A 17,493-nucleotide genomic window follows, 5' to 3' on the forward strand; every position below is an offset into this window, starting at 1 on the left:
AATCCCTCTACCTCCCAAACAAACCTATCCTCCCTCACTCCCTGTACTCACCGGACTAGGATTAACCGAAGCAGATTCCGCAGCCCCACGATCTAACCGTGACCACACAGACCGCTCCTGTTCTTTAAAAGCATGCACATAATACGAACTAGGAATCTCCGCCATTTGACCAATCAATAAAGCGCGGGTTTTATCTCGATAATCCTGACCTAAGGTTTCCGTTAAACTATTCGCTAATAAAAAACGCTGAGTGACCTCTAAACGACTTTGAAATAAGGTGAGCTGCGCTAAGGTTTTACCGTACAAATAGAAATTAATGCCCGCAATAAACTCAATCAGCCCACCACTCACCAACGTAATCGTCGAAACCCGCTCTATATTCCACAACATAAAACCAATGGCGGCCAAAAAAAACAGTAACCCTGCCATACTTGCCACTAATGCCCAACGGAAACTCCGTTGTGCCTGAATCAGGGAAAGATCATAAAATCGACTTAATAGCTCAATCTGCGAGGCGGCAATACTGGTCACATCGTCTTTTTCAGCGGCCGATAAACGCTCAAGGGCTTGCTGAGCAGCTTTAGACACCGTGGCTTGTTGTTGGGCATCGTTACCTAAGATACGATTAAAGTACCCCTCTTTAGCGGTGCTGTCCTGCATGATCTCTCCCCCTATAAACGCTAATTAACTGATTCTCCTAGCACAGTATAAACCGCGCCATAAAAAAAAGCCCAACACAAGGTCGGGCTTTTTCATCGCTTTATTAAACTACAATCAGCTAGCTTACTCTGGAGTCGTTAAGCCTAATGCTTCAGCGACTAGCGCACGTTGTTGTCTTTGATGCACATAGAGCGAACCGACCGCAGGTGCAGCGGAGGAGGGACGGCTCACGCAAGTAATTTCAGCCGCATCAAATACCTCGAAGCGGTGACGGATACCGTCCCATGCACCTTGGTTGACTGGCTCTTCCTGACACCACAAGACGGTTTTCATATTAGCGTACTGACGTACTACTTGATTCAACTCCACCGCTGGGAAAGGATAGAGTTGCTCAATGCGCACAATCGCTACATTTTCAAGGTTTTGCTTACGACGCTCTTCTAATAGATCGTAGTAAACCTTACCGCTACACATGACTACGCGCTCTACTTTTGCCTTAGCCTCTGGTGTAACTGCATCCACATCATCAATGACAACTTGGAACTGACCTTCGGTAAAATCTTTTAGATCATTCACCGCAAGTGGATGACGTAATAAGCTCTTTGGTGTGAATACAATCAAAGGTTTACGATAATTACGGTGTACTTGACGACGTAACATATGGAAGGTTTGAGCAGGGGTAGAAGGCACTACAATCTGCATATTTTCTTGCGCACACAACTGCACAAAACGCTCTAAACGGGCTGAAGAGTGTTCTGGACCTTGACCTTCAAAGCCGTGAGGTAAGAACATCACTAAACCGCACAAACGGTTCCACTTTTGCTCACCTGAGCTAATGAATTGGTCAATCACCACTTGAGCGCCATTCACGAAGTCACCGAATTGAGCCTCCCAAATTACGAGGGAAGTAGGCTCGGCCGTGGCATAGCCGTATTCAAAGGCAAGTACCGCTTCTTCCGATAATACCGAATCAATAACGATGAAATTACCTTGATTAGGGGCAACGTGTTTTAACGGAACCCATTGCTGGCGTTGCTTTTGATTATGCAGTACCGCATGGCGATGTGAGAACGTACCACGACCACAGTCTTGACCTGATAAGCGAACATTAATGCCCTCTTCCACTAAGGTGGCATAGGCTAAGGTTTCGCCAAAGCCCCAATCGGCTGGCTTCTCACCACGTCCCATTTCAGCGCGTGCTTCAAATACTTTAAGCACACGAGGATGCACGGCGAAATCACTAGGAATTTGACTAATCCAAGCTTCACTGATTGCCTTAATACGCTCAGCGGTGTAAGTAGTGTTTACTTGATCACGCCATTTACCGTCGAGGTAAGTTTTCCAATGCGTTTGGAGTGCAGGCGGTAAACCTGTGTTGTGATAATTTTCACAGACTACATCGCCATTTTCTAAATGAGCGCGATAGGCTTTTACCATACCGTCGGCTTCTTCTTGGGTCAGTACGCCTTCCGCTACTAATTTATTCGCATACTGAGTACGCGTAGTGGCTAAGTTACGGATAATGTCGTACATCACCGGTTGAGTCATGGCTGGCTCATCCGCTTCGTTATGACCTAAACGGCGATAACAAACTAAATCCACCACCACATCCTTACGGAAGCGATCACGATATTCAGCAGCTAATTGTGCTACATAGATAACCGCTTCTGGATCATCACCATTGACGTGGAAAATCGGTGCATTGATCATTTTCGCTACGTCGGTGGGATAATAAGTAGAGCGACTATCCGCCACGGTACTGGTGGTGAAACCCACTTGGTTATTAATGACTACATGGATCGTGCCGTGTGTACGATAACCACGCGTTTGTGCCATATTGAAGGTTTCCATGACCACGCCTTGACCTGCAAACGCAGCATCACCGTGAATCACAATACCGAGCACTTCTGTACCTGTTGTGTCACCACGACGGTCTTGACGGGCACGTACTGAACCTTCTACTACGGGGCTAACGATTTCTAAGTGGGAGGGGTTAAAGGCTAAGGCCATATGTACCGAACCACCGGGGGTTTGTACATCGGAGGAGTAACCTTTATGGTATTTCACGTCGCCTGTGAAATGAGGATCTTCAACTTTACCTTCAAACTCAGCGAATAACACACCAGAAGGCTTGCACATCACATTAATTAAGACGTTTAAGCGGCCACGGTGTGCCATACCAAAGACAACTTCTTTAGCTCCAAATTCACCGCATTTTTGCACCATCGTTTTGAGCATTGGAATGAGGCTTTCACCGCCTTCTAAACCGAAACGCTTTTGACCGACATAGCGACGATGTAAATATTGCTCAAATACTTCAGCAGCGGTGACATGACGTAATAAAGTTTTACGATCATCCGCCGTTAAATTGGCACGCCCCAAACTTAATTCAATACGCTTTTGTAACCAGCGCTTTTCTTCTTCATCCATAATGTGCATGTATTCAAAACCAATACTACGCACATAGATCTGCTTTAAGGCACTAATAATATTAGTGAGGGTAGGTTTTGCAGAGATATTAAAAGAACCCGGATCAAATACGGTTTCACCATCAACACCCACTAATTGATGATGCTCTAAAGTGAGTTGGGGGACTTCTTGCTTATAAGCATAGCTACCTAAAGGGTTAGTATCAGCTTGGAAATGCCCCAGATTACGGTAAGCATTGATCAAGCGAGATACTTTCACTTGCATGCTGCGGCGTTCTAGAGCTTCTGGTCCTTCAGCAGCTAACTGTTGGAAAGAGTTAGTACGAGCCGTATTAAATAGGCTGTGGTCTAAACCACTGAAATACTCACGCCACTCAGCAGACATCGACTCCGGTGCTTGTTGGTATTGGAGGTACATCTGCTCTAAAAAGAGCGCATGTTCGCCATCTAAAAAGGTTTCGTCTAATGAACCTAGACTTTGGTGATTATTCATCCATCCTACTCCGAGCTAGTGCTTTTAAGTGTCAACAGTTAGCTATTGTTGAACAATGTTTCTTTGAAGAGTCAAGGCGCAACATTATAGGCTAAAAGAGATATATTGAAAGATGCAGGAAGCAGAAATCTGCAATTTGATGCGGTAAAGCGCCCAGTTTCACGAGTTTTTTATCCATCCCACGGGGCAAGACACTGCTTTAAAAAGGCTTAAAGCTGATAGGAGAATTAGGAGCAGTTTTATAAGATTGTCGACATCTTATCTTTTTTAATGCAAAGCAAGCTTTACATGACCTACTTTGCACCCTCATTTAAGATCGTCTTCCTGCCCTAAAACGGAATTAATGATAGCAACTAAACTGCAAAAATAGTCGCCACAATGAGTAGTACCAGCACTGCGCTTAACACTAAATTGAGCAATATAGTATTACTTAAATCCGCTACATGCTCTGGTACTAGCGGTATATAGACTTCAGCAATATCAGCAGCCGGAATACGCAATTCTCGATGCCAACATTCACGAATGTCATGCAATATTAAAAAAGTCCCCACCTGCTCTACTTCACTCGCATGATAGGTTGTGCCATTTTTCAAACTGACGGTGTATCTCATTTTCATCATGGGTCGCCACTCAACTCATACTCGTTTGCTATTGACTCTAATCATCGAGCCCTTGATTAGAGTGCCCCTTTTGTCATAGCTAAACATCACTAGCTGTCTTGCTTAGTGTCGAGCACGCATTCAGAATGTAAGATGAATACCGACCTAATAAACTTAAACGATTTTACTTCTAAACATAAAGTAAACAGCACCGACTAGACATAACCCCGCCCATAAGTAGTCTAGCTTTAAAGGCTCTTTGAGGTAATACACCGAAAAGGGCACAAACACCGCTAAGGTAATCACCTCTTGAATAATTTTTAATTGTCCTACATTGAGCACGGTATAGCCAATACGGTTAGCTGGGACTTGGAGTAGATATTCAAATAGCGCAATGCCCCAACTAATCAAAGCTGCAATCACCCAAGGCTTATTATTCAGCTCTTTTAGGTGCGCATACCAAGCAAAAGTCATAAAGATATTGCTGCATATGAGTAAGCTAATAGTGACAACAATCGGATTCATCGCTAGCCCCTAAGAAATGAAGCGGGCTATTGTGCAAGAAGGATTAGGTGCTCGACAAGCTGAGATTGTAGTGCCGTGATTTGATCGTTAAGTTGGGGAAGGATTTGCTCACGAAGCTGTTCTAGATACAAACCGCGAATCACTAGATTAGGAATAGCCAATACTAAACGTCCCATACTATCCACATTCGCAATGGTCAGTACCCCGAAGAAATACAAAAGCGATACCATATAGCGTGGGTCTTGTTGCACACGTTGCAGTTGCTCTACACCAAATGAGGTTTCAAGTTGGATTAAAGTACTGGGCTGTGTATCGTCTAACATGGTAACGGACTCTTAAACCACGAATTTGCTTACGCCGCTTGAACTACTTCCTCTCGCTCTTTATCCCTCTTTTCTTTCAAGATACTTAAAATTTCAGCATTGATACTTCGATCATGAGATTTTGCTTCATCAGCAAGCCATTTCTTCAACGCTAAATCCATTCTTAGGGTGTAACTCAATCGTCCTTGGAGTGACTTCATTTTAAAGTCAAAATGTCATGACCTTATTTTGAAGTCAATAACGACTGATAGATTTTTGATTTCATTTTGCTATCATCTAGCACCATGACAATGCAGAAAACAACCCTACGCTTACCTCAAGACTTACATCAGCAAATAATTGAAGCAGCCCGCCACTCAGGTAGTAGCATGAATGCTGAGATTATTGCAAGATTAAGAGTTACTTTTGACGGACTTTCCGAGAATTTCAAATTTGAATTTTCTTAAAATATCAACGGCTTATCGGACTCTGAAGGTTTAACCGAGGCTCAGGAGAAGCGTGTTAGAGAAATCTTTGCTGAGATGATGAACCGGATTTAAAAGAGGGTATATGACCGACCAACTCCGACAAAAAGCCACCCACACGGGCGAACTTCGCATAGGCGATATAGTTATTCCCTGCCATGTTTTAGCCGATGGACGCAGGGTTATTTCTGGGCGTGGAATGCAAAATTCTCTAGGATTTTCAAGGGCTGCCTCCGGGTTGGCACTCACCCAATTAGTAGATAACAAACTTAAGCCATTCCTCTCTGCTCTCGTCATAGACCAGCTCAAAAATCCCGTTGTTTTTGACCGGGTAGGCAGCGGTGGTTCAGCTCCAGAAACTTATGGCTTTGATGCTACTCTTTTAATTGATCTCAGTGACGCCCTCATCGAGGCTAGAAAAGTAGAAGGCTTATTGGGAAAAACTCAACAAACCTATGCAGATTATGCAGAAGTCATTATTCGATCAGTCGCTAAAGTAGGGATCATTGCCCTCATAGATGAGGCAACAGGCTATCAAGAAGTACGTAGAAAAGACGCACTCCAAGAATATCTGGATAAAATCCTTAGCAAAGAACTAGCGGCATGGGCAAAGAAATTCCCGGATGAGTTTTATAAAAATATCTATGCGTTAAGAGGCTGGCAATGGCAGGGTATGACCGTGAACCGCTACAGCGTAGTAGCCCATTATACCAATGACCTTGTGTATGAGCGTATGGCTCCCGGATTACTCAAAGAACTGCAAGAACGTAGCCCTAAAAATAGTAGCGGTGAGCGTCCCCATAAACTCCACCAGTGGCTCAATACTGATATTGGTAATCCTATGTTAGCCCAACACTTGTATACTATTATCAACTTTCAAAAATTAGCCATTGCTAACGGCTATAGCTGGGAAAAGTTTTTAAAAATGGTAGATCAAATCATGCCTAAAAAAGGTAATACTTTAGAGCTACTATTACCCGATACTGATACCTAACAGGCATTAAATCAGCGAGGACTAGGCGAATGAAAGTCTCCGAACTTTTGCGACTTCTAGCCGATGATGGTTGGTACTTAGACCGTCAACGAGGCAGCCACCGTCAGTTTCATCACCCTACTAAATCCGGTACAGTGACTGTAGCGGGCAAGCCCAGTCTAGACGTACCCGCTGGCACACTTAACAGCGTACTCAAACAAGCAGGACTAAAATAAGGAAAATCACCATGTACTATACCGTGATCATTGAACAAGGCGAAACCAGCTTTGGCGCATCCGTACCCGATTTACCCGGCTGCATTGCCGTAGGTGAAACCGAAGGCGAAGTACTGGAACTCATCCGTGAAGCTATCCAATTTCATTTAGAAGATTTATCCGCTAGCGGTGAGCAAATCCCCCCGCCCGTCTCTAAAAGCGTAGTGGTAGAAGTGCCTTTAGCGGCATGAACTCACTATGGTACAAAGCCGCTTCCCTACCGAGGTGCGGCTAAATCACTTAAAACTTGCGATTTTTCGGGGCTTGTACCAGTTTGTACTGGCCCGCATCATTACTTTTAATTGAAGGAATGAAATGAATCATCTTTAGGCTAGTACGATCTATGGTAAAAATAGAGGTAGCCACCCCACCTAGTGAATCATCTACGAATCTCACATCATTAGGACTGAACTTAGCAGCATAAGTAGCAATCTTGCCCGTCCCGTAGTCCATCGTAGCCCGCCCTGCATCTTCATCGAGCGTCACTTTAAATAAGCGATTCTCAGAAAATTGACAATCCAAATACACCGGATTAGCAGCAAAAGCACTAGACGTTAATACAGCAAGTCCTATCATGACTCATAGTTTTCTCATTACATCTCCTAAATTAACCGCTATTTAGTGGCGGTTAAACAATAGCCTAATTTATAGGAGAGGGTAAAAGATGTGGTAAACCTACTTATTACTTATAAGGCACACCAAAAGTCGTCACTACGGGGTCAATCGCCTTTGTTTGGAAGGGAATTTCAATAAAATGGGAAGGTAACAATAACATTTCGCCCCGCAGGTAGTTGAGCAATATAACGAATGCGCCCTGCATCCATAGCTAAATTACCAAAGGAAAAATCGCCGCTATTTGATTTTCATAAAGCATTAGAGCTTATAGGCTCCTACAAAGTAATGCTAACACCGCTGAACCTAAAAGCCTACTCTGCTCCTCGCTCAAACTCGCCCAAGCTATGCAGCTTCCTGAAGCGCAGCAAATTGCAGCTATTTTGCAACATTTTGACTGGAAGTGTGACTAAACTGGTCACACCTAGCGCTCCTTCAGCCTTATGCAAAATCTGAATAAGCAATTCCAAATTTCTTACTTCCCTTTTAAGAAAAACCACGCTAAATTCACGCACATAGCTAGTTCAAAAATGACTCACCGCGAGTCCTTAGTGGTAACTAGCTTTAAACCTAGGGAGGAATTACTATGAAAGCGTTTCTTGAAGTGTGGCGACGTATTCTGAATGCACTAGCCATCAACAATGCCAGCGATCATCTCAGCCAAGCCCGCAAACTAACACTGCTATCCCAAACAACTGCCTCTACTAAAACAACTAACCCTAAATCCTCATTAGCTTAAATGTTTCTAGTGACCATGCATCTTGTCATGGTCACAACCCATAAATCCCAAACCTTTCCTACGTATTCTTACCCCGTAAATTAGGTAATCATCCTAATAGTTTTAAGACCTCCACTACTGCACACTAACGCTATTGCCAGCCTCACAAAGCAGGCATCTAGCCTAGCTCAATCACCTAATGGAGGTGGAGAATGTCAACTCATTTACCTGCTGAACTAGCCACACTCTATCAACAACTAGAAAACCTAGTCTTTGATACTCAACCAACCGACTTTCCCTTTAGCAAACGCCTAGCTATGGAAAATAATTGGACGCTCTCCTATGCAAGGCTAGTACTACACGAATATCGACGCTTTATATTACTGGCTAGCTTAAATCGCATAGTCGTCAGCCCCTCAGACGCTATTGATCAGGCATGGCATTTACACCTTACTTATACGCGCTCTTATTGGCATGATTTATGTGACACCATCCTAAAGCGCCCGCTGCATCACGAACCTATGTCAGGATTTGGCCAAGATCGTGAGCGCTTTCAAGAGCAGTATGCGGCTACCTTGGCGCTATATGAAGAAATCTTTCAAGAAAAGCCCCCGACTAATGTATGGCCAGAAGTCAAAACACGCTTTGCTAAAACACCTAATTTTAGGCGTGTGAATATGGAGCTATTTCAACTCAAACCCCATCGTAAATTTAGTGGTTTTTTAGGGGGACTAGGATTGATGATAGTGGCAATCTATTTTATTAATCAATGGTTTGGATCTATCGTTGCTATCATTGCAAGTATGATATTCGGTGTAACCTTTGCCGCTGGTACTAATGGACTCACCCCTTTAAATGCGCCTGAACGCTCTGATAACTCTCGCCCTTATAACACTGATAATATGGGTGCAGGGGCTTGTGGCACGAGTGGCTATGGGAGTGGTGGTGGCTGCGGTGGAGGGGGTTGCGGGGGCTGTGGTGGAGGTTAGCTAGCAAAGTACTCCATTAAGTAGTTTATGGAGTACTCGCCCTTCTCAACTCAAAGACCAAATCCAAGCAATCATACTAATAGTAACCACTCCAATCATAATATTTAACGGTGTGCCAACCTTCAAATAATCACTTACCCGATAGCCACCAGGACCATACACCATTAGATTCGTTTGATACCCAATCGGGGTCATAAAACTCGCTGAGGCAGCAAACATAATCGCAATAGCAAAAGGCACTATATCCACCCCAAACTGACTTGCTAATGAGGTAGCAATAGGGAACATTAAAGCCGCCGCCGCATTATTAGTAATCACCTCAGTAAACAGCGAGGTCATAATATAGACTAGGCTCAATGCTACTAAAGGGCTTTCTACTCCAAACTCCATCACTGACTGTGCAATCCATTGTGCTGCCCCGGTTTTAGTCATCGCTTCTCCCAAAGCAAACGAGGCTCCAATCACGGTCAACACAGTAAAATCAATCGAACGCCGCGCTAAACCTGCATTGAGACAGCGGGTCAATAACATCACACCTGCTGCTAACCACGCCGCCTCCAAAATGGGGATAATTTCTAAAGCACTGAGCACCACCATCACCGCTAAAATACCCAAGGCCAATTTAGCCTTAGCGAAATTAGGGGGGCTGGAATTATCTAAGGCACTCACCAGCATAAAATCTTTACGAAAACGATACTGATTAGCAAAATCCTTACCTGCCTCCATCAGCAAAGTGTCTCCAGCTTGCAAGCGCACATTTAAGCCCTTGTCGGCTAATTTAGTCCCACCGCGTGATACCGATAATACAACTGCCTGATAATTAGAGAGGAAATCACATTCGCGCAAGGTCATGCCCAAAAAAGGAAACTCCTCACTTAATACCGCCTCCACCAAACGCCGCCGATAATGCACAATGCCAAGCTTATGAATATCATCATTGGCGGGACGCAATCCCTCAATACTCCGCAACTCATGGGCACAACGTGGTGCACCAATAAAGGCTAGCAAGTCATTGGCTTGCAATACAAACTCAGCATCAGGGCTTTGAATCAACTCATTACCGCGCTCAATTTCAGCTAAATACCCGTATCCTAGTTGAGATAAACCTGCTGCTGCCACCGTCTTACCTACTAAGATCCCACCCTCTTGCACGACCATTTCGACGTGATATTCCCGAATTTGCTCCGGCGACTCTATGACACCTGAGCTACTAGGCAATAAGCGATTACCTAACAATAAAATAAAGCCAGCCCCTGTTATCAGTACGGCTAAGCCCACTAGCGTAATATCAAACATGCCCAGACCTGCATGTCCGGTCTTTTGTAATAGCCCATTCACCACTAAATTAGTACTCGTACCAATTAAGGTACACGTCCCACCTAAAATAGCTGCATAACTAAGCGGTAAGAGGAGTTTAGATGGAGGTAGTTTAAGACGTTGACACCAGTCCTGTACGGCAGGCATAAACATAGCTACCACCGTAGTATTATTTAAAAACGCACTAAGTCCGGCTGATGGAAGTAATAAACGCCACTGCGCTCCTTGTATCGTTTTCGGCTGTCCTAATACGGTGCGGGCAATACACTGCACTGCTCCCGTTTCACGTAAACCCGCTGCCACAATATAAAGCGCTGCAATGGTCATTAACCCGGTATTACCAAACCCTGCAAAGGCTTCATTAGCGGTGAGTACCCCGCTCACTAATAAGGTGAGTAGTGCTGCCATTAAAATCAAATCAGCCGCTATGGTACTTAATGCCAACGCTAGTAAGACCCCTACCACAACAGCAAGGGTTAACACTGCTTCCCAGCTCATTTCAGCCTCCTAGGTGCGGTTTTAATAGACAAAACAAAAAGAGCTAAGAACCTGATTCCTAACTCTTATTAAATGTAGTCATTAATTTAAAATTATTGATGAAACTCACTACCTACAAGGGTAGCTTTCACAATTCCCGAACGAATCACGAAATCACCAAAATGTTCACCTTGTAAGCGCTCTGCTGAGTACTTCGCTAATAAAGCCTGTAATTCGTTTAAAAGAGCTTTTTCATCCAGATTTTCACGGTAGAGCTTGTTTAAACGCTCCCCCTCAAACCCACCGCCTAGGTATAGATTATAGCGACCGGGCGATTTGCCAATTAAACCGATCTCGGCCGCGACTGAGCGCCCACAACCATTCGGGCAACCCGTCATACGGATTTTGATCTCATCTTGGAACAAACCGTGTTGAGTTAAAGTTGGCTCTAATTTGTCCAAAAAGCTCGGCATATAGCGTTCAGCCTCTGCCATCGCTTGTGGACAGGTATTCAAGGATACACACGCGATAGAATTGCGGCGTAAACCGGAAATATGCTTAGCATCAATTTTGTACTGATACTGCTCCAATAGCGCTTCCACCGTAGCCTTTTCAGCCTCTTCAATATTAGCCAGTACTAAATTCTGGTTCGCTGTTAAGCGCAAGCGAAAATCTGACCACGCATGATCTAAAGCATATTGTGAGAGTTGAGCTAGTGCGGTTTTGAGCTGGTACTCATCGGTATCTTTGACCCGCCCGTATTCCACTCTTAAGGTTAAATGCCAACGTCCATCAGCGGTTTGATGCCAACCAAATTGATCACCCGTGGTAATAAATTTTACTGGCTTAGCCGCTGCTAAATCCCAACCCAAACGTTGATTAAGTTCGGTTTTAAACCACTCAAGGCCATATTTATCAATCGTGTATTTAAAGCGCGAGAGCTTACGGTCGGTGCGATTACCATAATCACGTTGAATAGCGACGATTTGATAGCACACATCCAATACTTGCTCTGGGGTACAAAAACCAATGGTATCGGCTAGGCGCGGATAAGTATCCAAACGCCCGAAGGTCATACCCAAACCGCCCCCCACAGCCACATTAAAGCCACTCAGCTTTTCACCCTCAGCAATAGCGATTAGGGCTATGTCATTAATATAAACATCAGTATCGTTATAAGGTGGAATGGCAATGGCAATTTTAAATTTACGCGGTAAATAATGCTTACCATATAAAGGCTCAATCTCCTCTGGCTCGCCTCCCGCCACTAAGGTACAACCCTCTGGTTGATCTAACCAAATCTCATGATAAGCACGGGTACGCGGTAATAAATGCTCACTGATTTTTTGCGCATAAGGAAATACTTGAGCATGAATCGCTGATAGCGAAGCATCCGGCGTACACATCACATTACGATTTACATCACCACAGGCGGCAATACTATCGAGTACTGCTTCATCCATTGCTTGAATGGATTTTTTCAGGTCGAATTTTAAAATGCCGTGAAATTGAATCGCTTGGCGCGTGGTAATCCGCAGCGTTTTATTGGCATATTGATCGGCAATGTCGGTTAGTTTTAGCCATTGCTGAGCGTTTAAATCGCCGCCCGGAACACGCACCCGAATCATAAATTCATAGGCGGGTTCGAGTTTGCGTTCTTGGCGCTCTAGGCGTAAATCGCGGTCGTCCTCAATATACGCGCCATGAAATTTAATCAGTTGCACATCATCGGTGGCAATTGCCCCGGTAATCGGATTGGCAAAACTTTCCACCAATGTACCGCGTAAATAACGGCTTTGGTCTTTGATATGCTCAACCTCAGAGGGCTGAGCGACCATCACATTAAAGGCTTTTGGAGTAGGTTTAGTCATGCTGCGTCTCTCTCAGCCGAATTAGCACTTTCCAACAGACCAATCATGCCTGCACCTACGGTATTATTAGTGCTCTCATCAATCACAATAAAAGCACCTGTACTGCGATTATCCCGATACGAATCGGTGAATAAAGGCTGCGCTAATTTGAAATTCACTACCGCAATATCATTCATCGCTAAGCGCTCAGTAGTTTGACGCTCTAGGCTATTCACATCCACGCGATAGTTAATGCTGGCAATTTTCGCTTTGGTTTCGCGGGTGGTATGACGGATTAAATAAGTACGCGATTTATCCAATGGAGTTTCAGACAACCAGCACACCGTAGTTTCAATTTGCTTGGTTTGATTGGGTAGTTCGGTGGCACGTACTAACATATCACCGCGTGAAATATCGATTTCATCTGCGAGTAAAATCGTTACTGATTGCTCAGTGACCGCTTCAGATAATTGCTCACCGCCTAACTCAATCGCCTTCACAGTACTGCTTAAACCCGAAGGCAATACCGTTACGCGCTCACCCAATTTAATGGAGCCAGACTCGACCCGTCCCATGAATCCACGATAATCGTGTAACTCTGGATTAGTGGCATCCTGTGGACGGCAGACATACTGCACAGGCAAACGGAACGCTTCGACATGTTCGTCATGGGCAGTGGTTGCGGTCTCTAATATCTCCATCAAGGTTTGACCTTGATACCAATTGAGCTTATCACCCCGCACTACCACCATATCGCCTTTGAGTGCAGATAATGGAATAAAGCGCACATCGTTAATGCCTAATTGCTCGGCAAAGGCTAAATACTCATGGCGGATACTGTCAAAAACAGTTTGGTCATAATTCACCAAATCCATTTTATTGACTGCCACCACTAAATGCGGAATCCCTACTAAATGCGCTAGATATGAGTGGCGACGAGTTTGAGTAATCACGCCTTTACGCGCATCAACCAGAATTACTGCTAAATCAGCGGTGGAGGCGGCAGTCACCATATTGCGCGTGTACTGCTCGTGACCTGGTGCATCGGCGATAATGTACTTGCGAGTACCTGTAGTGAAATAGCGATACGCCACATCAATCGTAATACCCTGCTCGCGCTCCGCTTGTAAGCCATCGGTGAGTAAGGACAAATCGACCTGCTCCATACCCCGCTTTAAGGAGGTCTTTTCAATGGCATGTAAGGTATCGGCTAAAATTGCTTTGGAATCAAGTAATAAGCGTCCGATTAAAGTACTCTTACCATCATCTACACTGCCACAGGTTAGAAAACGTAATAAACCGTGGTCTTCAATTGCATTAATCTGAGTCGTCATTAGAAATACCCCTCTTTTTTACGTTGTTCCATAGCGGCTTCACTAGCCTGATCATCTAAGCGCGTTGCACCACGTTCAGTAATCGTAGTGGTCGCCGTTTCAGCAATAATTTTGTCTACCGTATCTGCATCGGATAGTACGGGGGCGGTACAAGTAATATCGCCCACAGTGCGGAAGCGGACTTGTAAATCTACAATCTCCTCACCTGCTAATGCTGGTGTAATGTCAGTAACAGGCTGCATTGTCCCCTTACGCATTACAATCGGACGAGTATGAGCAAAATAGATACTGGGCAACTCCAAACCTTCACGCTCGATATACTGCCACACATCTAATTCAGTCCAATTCGAGATCGGAAAGGCACGAATATTTTCACCTTTGTGACTACGAGCGTTATATAAGCTCCACAGTTCAGGGCGCTGATTTTTAGGGTCCCACTGACCAAATTCGTCACGAAAACTCATAATGCGTTCTTTTGCCCGCGCTTTTTCCTCATCACGCCGAGCGCCCCCAATGCAGGCATCAAACCCAAACTCTTCAATCGCTTCGAGTAAAGTGACAGACTGATGTTTATTGCGTGATTCATTAGAATTTTTCAGCACTACTGTGCCACGTTTCATCGAATCCTCAACCGAGCGCACTATTAAACGCTCACCCAATTCAGCGGCTTTACGATCACGAAACTCAATCACTTCAGGGTAATTATGTCCGGTATCCACATGCAGCAATGGAAACGGGAAGCGTCCGGGCCGAAAGGCTTTTTCAGCCAAACGTAATAAGCAGATAGAGTCCTTTCCACCTGAAAACAATAAAACAGGGTTGGAGCACTGTCCGGCGACTTCACGTAAAATATGAATCGCTTCTGCTTCTAGCCAATCCAAATGGCTTAATGGTTTTGTCATGATTATTTTAAAGTCCTAAGCGATTAATCGTTTTAAATGCAGGTGCATTAGTCCCATCGTGTAAACCACACTCTTGATTAGCCGTCTCCCACCACCAACGCCCTGCACGCTCATCTTCTCCCTCGACAATTGCACGAGTACAAGGCTGGCAACCGATGCTAGGAAAACCTTGATCATGTAAAGCGTTATAAGGGACTGCATGATCAGCAATGTAATGACGTACCTCTGTTGATGACCAATGCAATAAAGGATTAAATTTCAATAAATGACGGGCTTGATCCCATTCAAATAACTGCATATCAGAACGATAAGCTGATTGAGCCGCACGCAATCCAGTAATCCACACCTCCACACCTTGTAAGGCGCGATTGAGTGGTTCGATTTTGCGAATTGCACAGCACTCTTTGCGATTAGCTACCGACTCATACAACGCATTAATACCTTTAGTACTCACATACTGCTCAATCGCTTCAGTATTGGGATAGAGTACGCGAATGGTTTTGCCATAACGCTTAGTCGTAGCATCTAAGGTTGTATAGTTTTCGGGGAACTGGCGTCCGGTATCTAAAGTAAATACCTCAATGTCTAAGTTTTGCCTAAAAATCGCATCGGTAATGACTTGATCTTCCAAACCCAAACTGGTTGAAAACGCGATTTTGCGGCGAAAGCGTTGGCGTAAAGCCTTGAGCGCCTCAACCAGATCATAGTGAGCAAACTCTTCATTTAAGGCTTTGATTTCTAAACTGGTAAGCGTCATCTTTTGTTATTCCTTAATACACATCGCGTTGATAACGCCCTGCACTAATCCATGCTTCTAAAGTACTTTGTGCCTGTTCGGGGCTTTGCTTGCCTTCAGTGACCAACACTTGAATCAGGGCTTGATGAACATCTTTCGCCATTTTGTTCATATCACCACACACATAAATATGTGCACCGGATTGCAGCCACTCATAAACGGCTGAGGCATTTTCAGTAATGCGATGTTGCACATACACTTTTTGCGCTTGGTCGCGGGAAAATGCCACGCTCATTTTTTCTAAAGCACCTGATTTTAAAAGCGCTTGCCACTCAACTTGATACAGGAAATCGGTACGGAAACGTTGCTCACCAAAGAATAACCACGTATTCCCCGTAATCCCTTGCGCTTCGCGTTCAAATAAGAAACTGCGAAACGGTGCTACACCTGTGCCTGCACCAATCATAATGACCTTGGTACTAGGGTCGGCAGGTAGTTTGAAATGGGCATTAGGTTTGACTTGAGTTTCAACCTTTTCGCCTAACTCCACTTGCGCTAACGCATTAGAGGCAGAACCTTGATGCAGACGATTGAGATGTGAATACTCCACACGCTTAATCAATAAATGCACTTCACCACTATGAGCCGTGGGGCTGGATGCAATCGAGTATTGGCGCGGTTGCAGTACTCGTAATAGATCAACCCATTGCTGCGCGGTTAAATTCGCAGGATAGCGTTTAATGACATCTACCCAATCGGCATCGGTCAACCAATCAAAATCTGCTTTAGCCTCTAACTCAGCCACTAAGGTTTGGTTACCAATGAGTTCGGCATAGGCTTTCAATTGCTTACGCGTAAGGCTAGTTAATTCACGTTCTGCTAGTACTTCGGCTAAAGTACTCGTACCTGTTTTAGTAGTAACACTGGTACTAGCCTCTAAACCAAGTACTTGTAAAAATTCAGCAACGGCTGTCTGATTATTTTTAGTTTTAACTACTAAAATATCGCCGGGGGCATAGCTTAAACCCGAACCCTCAAGCGCAAACTCAATGTGATAAACCTCTTTGTCTGATTGGCTCGCGGTCACATGAGTACGATTGAGTACTTCAGCCGCATAAAAGCTATCGGTAGCTTGAGCCACTTGAGTACTTAATACATTGGGGCGTAGGGGTACGACATTACTGGGTGCTTGCGGCAGTTTATCTAATACGTGTTGCTGCCAAGTACTAGCGGCTTCAGCAAAATCCACATCGCAATCAGTACGCTCCACAATACGCTTTGCACCTAGTTCAGCTAAGCGGTCATCTAGTAAAACACCTGCTTGGCAAAATTCCTCGTAACTTGAATCACCTAGGGCTAGCACGGAATACTCTAACTGCTCTAAGTGAGGTGCTCGTTTGTCTTGAATAAATTTATAAAACGCACGCGCTTCATCCGGTGGCTCACCATTGCCTTGAGTACTGACTACCACATACAAGCGTGTTTCTTTTTTGAGATTTTGCGTGCGGTAGTCCTTGATGTTTAACAGGGTTGCATTGACGCCTTTAGCTTGCAGGGCAGTATGTAATTGGGTGGCGACTTTTTTAGAGTTGCCTGTTTGTGTGCCATATAACACGGTGGCACTTAAGGCAGGTGCTAAGTTAGCGGCGGCACTCTGTTGCGAGACTTGCCCCACCAATGCAGTTTGTGACAAGCCTGTGAAATAGCCGCCTAACCACGCTAATTGTGAAGGTGATAAGCCGCTTACGGCGCTGGTCACTTGCTGAAGCTGCTGCTCACTCAAAACCATTATTGAAATCTCCATACTGCTAATGCGG

19 protein-coding genes are annotated in these 17,493 nt (G+C 44.6%); 6 read left to right on the plus strand and 13 right to left on the minus strand.

Annotated features, from left to right (window positions below):
• Positions 1–24: 24 nt before the first annotated feature.
• From IPL34_RS00745 to IPL34_RS00770, 6 genes are all read right to left on the minus strand, one after another.
• Positions 25–660 (minus strand): hypothetical protein, encoded by a 636-nt coding sequence (locus tag IPL34_RS00745; protein ID WP_296836272.1) that lies wholly within the window; start codon positions 658–660, stop codon positions 25–27.
• 123 nt (positions 661–783) lie between these two features.
• Positions 784–3,582, minus strand: a complete 2,799-nt coding sequence (locus tag IPL34_RS00750; protein ID WP_296836275.1) for a 2-oxoglutarate dehydrogenase E1 component — start codon at positions 3,580–3,582, stop codon at positions 784–786.
• A 353-nt stretch (positions 3,583–3,935) separates the two neighbouring features.
• Complete coding sequence (locus IPL34_RS00755) at positions 3,936–4,202, minus strand: hypothetical protein (RefSeq protein ID WP_296836278.1); 267 nt, start codon at positions 4,200–4,202, stop codon at positions 3,936–3,938.
• A 153-nt stretch (positions 4,203–4,355) separates the two neighbouring features.
• Complete coding sequence (locus tag IPL34_RS00760; RefSeq protein ID WP_296836281.1) at positions 4,356–4,706, minus strand: DMT family protein; 351 nt, start codon at positions 4,704–4,706, stop codon at positions 4,356–4,358.
• Between the two features lie 26 nt (positions 4,707–4,732).
• Positions 4,733–5,029 carry a hypothetical protein gene (locus IPL34_RS00765; RefSeq protein WP_296836284.1) on the minus strand — a complete coding sequence of 99 codons (297 nt, stop codon included), beginning with the start codon at positions 5,027–5,029 and terminating at the stop codon, positions 4,733–4,735.
• 29 nt (positions 5,030–5,058) lie between these two features.
• Positions 5,059–5,229 (minus strand): Arc family DNA-binding protein, encoded by a 171-nt coding sequence (locus tag IPL34_RS00770; RefSeq protein ID WP_296836287.1) that lies wholly within the window; start codon positions 5,227–5,229, stop codon positions 5,059–5,061.
• Positions 5,230–5,319: 90 nt separating this feature from the next.
• Here IPL34_RS00770 and IPL34_RS20715 point away from each other — a divergent pair, with 90 nt between their 5' ends.
• The 4 genes from IPL34_RS20715 (at position 5,320) to IPL34_RS00785 (ending at position 6,932) form a co-directional block, all read left to right on the plus strand.
• Positions 5,320–5,475, plus strand: coding sequence for an Arc family DNA-binding protein (locus IPL34_RS20715; RefSeq protein ID WP_366931016.1), 156 nt, complete (start codon positions 5,320–5,322; stop codon positions 5,473–5,475).
• A 103-nt stretch (positions 5,476–5,578) separates the two neighbouring features.
• On the plus strand, positions 5,579–6,487 hold the full coding sequence (locus IPL34_RS00775; RefSeq protein WP_296836290.1) for a P63C domain-containing protein: 909 nt from the start codon (positions 5,579–5,581) through the stop codon (positions 6,485–6,487).
• 29 nt (positions 6,488–6,516) lie between these two features.
• Positions 6,517–6,702 carry a type II toxin-antitoxin system HicA family toxin gene (locus IPL34_RS00780; protein WP_296836293.1) on the plus strand — a complete coding sequence of 62 codons (186 nt, stop codon included), beginning with the start codon at positions 6,517–6,519 and terminating at the stop codon, positions 6,700–6,702.
• A gap of 11 nt (positions 6,703–6,713) precedes the next feature.
• A complete protein-coding gene (locus tag IPL34_RS00785) occupies positions 6,714–6,932 on the plus strand; it encodes a type II toxin-antitoxin system HicB family antitoxin (RefSeq protein ID WP_296836296.1) in 219 nt (72 codons plus the stop codon).
• A 49-nt stretch (positions 6,933–6,981) separates the two neighbouring features.
• Here IPL34_RS00785 and IPL34_RS00790 read toward each other — a convergent pair whose 3' ends face one another.
• Positions 6,982–7,317 carry a hypothetical protein gene (locus IPL34_RS00790; RefSeq protein ID WP_296836299.1) on the minus strand — a complete coding sequence of 112 codons (336 nt, stop codon included), beginning with the start codon at positions 7,315–7,317 and terminating at the stop codon, positions 6,982–6,984.
• 622 nt (positions 7,318–7,939) lie between these two features.
• Between IPL34_RS00790 and IPL34_RS00795 the strand changes: the two genes are divergently transcribed.
• Both IPL34_RS00795 and IPL34_RS00800 read left to right on the plus strand, forming a co-directional pair.
• Positions 7,940–8,092: a hypothetical protein gene (locus tag IPL34_RS00795; protein WP_296836301.1), complete on the plus strand. Its 153-nt coding sequence runs from the start codon at positions 7,940–7,942 to the stop codon at positions 8,090–8,092.
• A 191-nt stretch (positions 8,093–8,283) separates the two neighbouring features.
• A complete protein-coding gene (locus tag IPL34_RS00800) occupies positions 8,284–9,060 on the plus strand; it encodes a hypothetical protein (protein WP_296836308.1) in 777 nt (258 codons plus the stop codon).
• Positions 9,061–9,105: 45 nt separating this feature from the next.
• On the opposite strand, the gene IPL34_RS00805 is transcribed toward IPL34_RS00800, so the two are convergent.
• The 6 genes from IPL34_RS00805 to IPL34_RS00830 all read right to left on the minus strand — a co-directional run bounded on the left by IPL34_RS00805 (position 9,106) and on the right by IPL34_RS00830 (position 17,465).
• Positions 9,106–10,875 (minus strand): SLC13 family permease, encoded by a 1,770-nt coding sequence (locus IPL34_RS00805; RefSeq protein ID WP_296836313.1) that lies wholly within the window; start codon positions 10,873–10,875, stop codon positions 9,106–9,108.
• Positions 10,876–10,967: 92 nt separating this feature from the next.
• Positions 10,968–12,725 (minus strand): assimilatory sulfite reductase (NADPH) hemoprotein subunit, encoded by a 1,758-nt coding sequence (gene cysI, locus IPL34_RS00810; protein ID WP_296836319.1) that lies wholly within the window; start codon positions 12,723–12,725, stop codon positions 10,968–10,970.
• Positions 12,722–14,038, minus strand: coding sequence for a sulfate adenylyltransferase subunit CysN (gene cysN, locus IPL34_RS00815; RefSeq protein ID WP_296836323.1), 1,317 nt, complete (start codon positions 14,036–14,038; stop codon positions 12,722–12,724). The genes cysI and cysN overlap by 4 nt, the downstream gene beginning before the upstream one ends.
• Complete coding sequence (gene cysD / locus IPL34_RS00820) at positions 14,038–14,940, minus strand: sulfate adenylyltransferase subunit CysD (protein ID WP_296836328.1); 903 nt, start codon at positions 14,938–14,940, stop codon at positions 14,038–14,040. The genes cysN and cysD overlap by 1 nt, the downstream gene beginning before the upstream one ends.
• 7 nt (positions 14,941–14,947) lie before the next feature.
• Positions 14,948–15,697, minus strand: a complete 750-nt coding sequence (locus IPL34_RS00825; RefSeq protein WP_296836332.1) for a phosphoadenylyl-sulfate reductase — start codon at positions 15,695–15,697, stop codon at positions 14,948–14,950.
• Positions 15,698–15,710: 13 nt separating this feature from the next.
• Positions 15,711–17,465: a flavodoxin domain-containing protein gene (locus tag IPL34_RS00830; RefSeq protein ID WP_296836337.1), complete on the minus strand. Its 1,755-nt coding sequence runs from the start codon at positions 17,463–17,465 to the stop codon at positions 15,711–15,713.
• Positions 17,466–17,493: the final 28 nt, after the last annotated feature.

It is taken from the genome of Thiofilum sp. (genome assembly GCF_016711335.1).
Classification (GTDB): Bacteria; Pseudomonadota; Gammaproteobacteria; order Thiotrichales; family Thiotrichaceae; genus Thiofilum.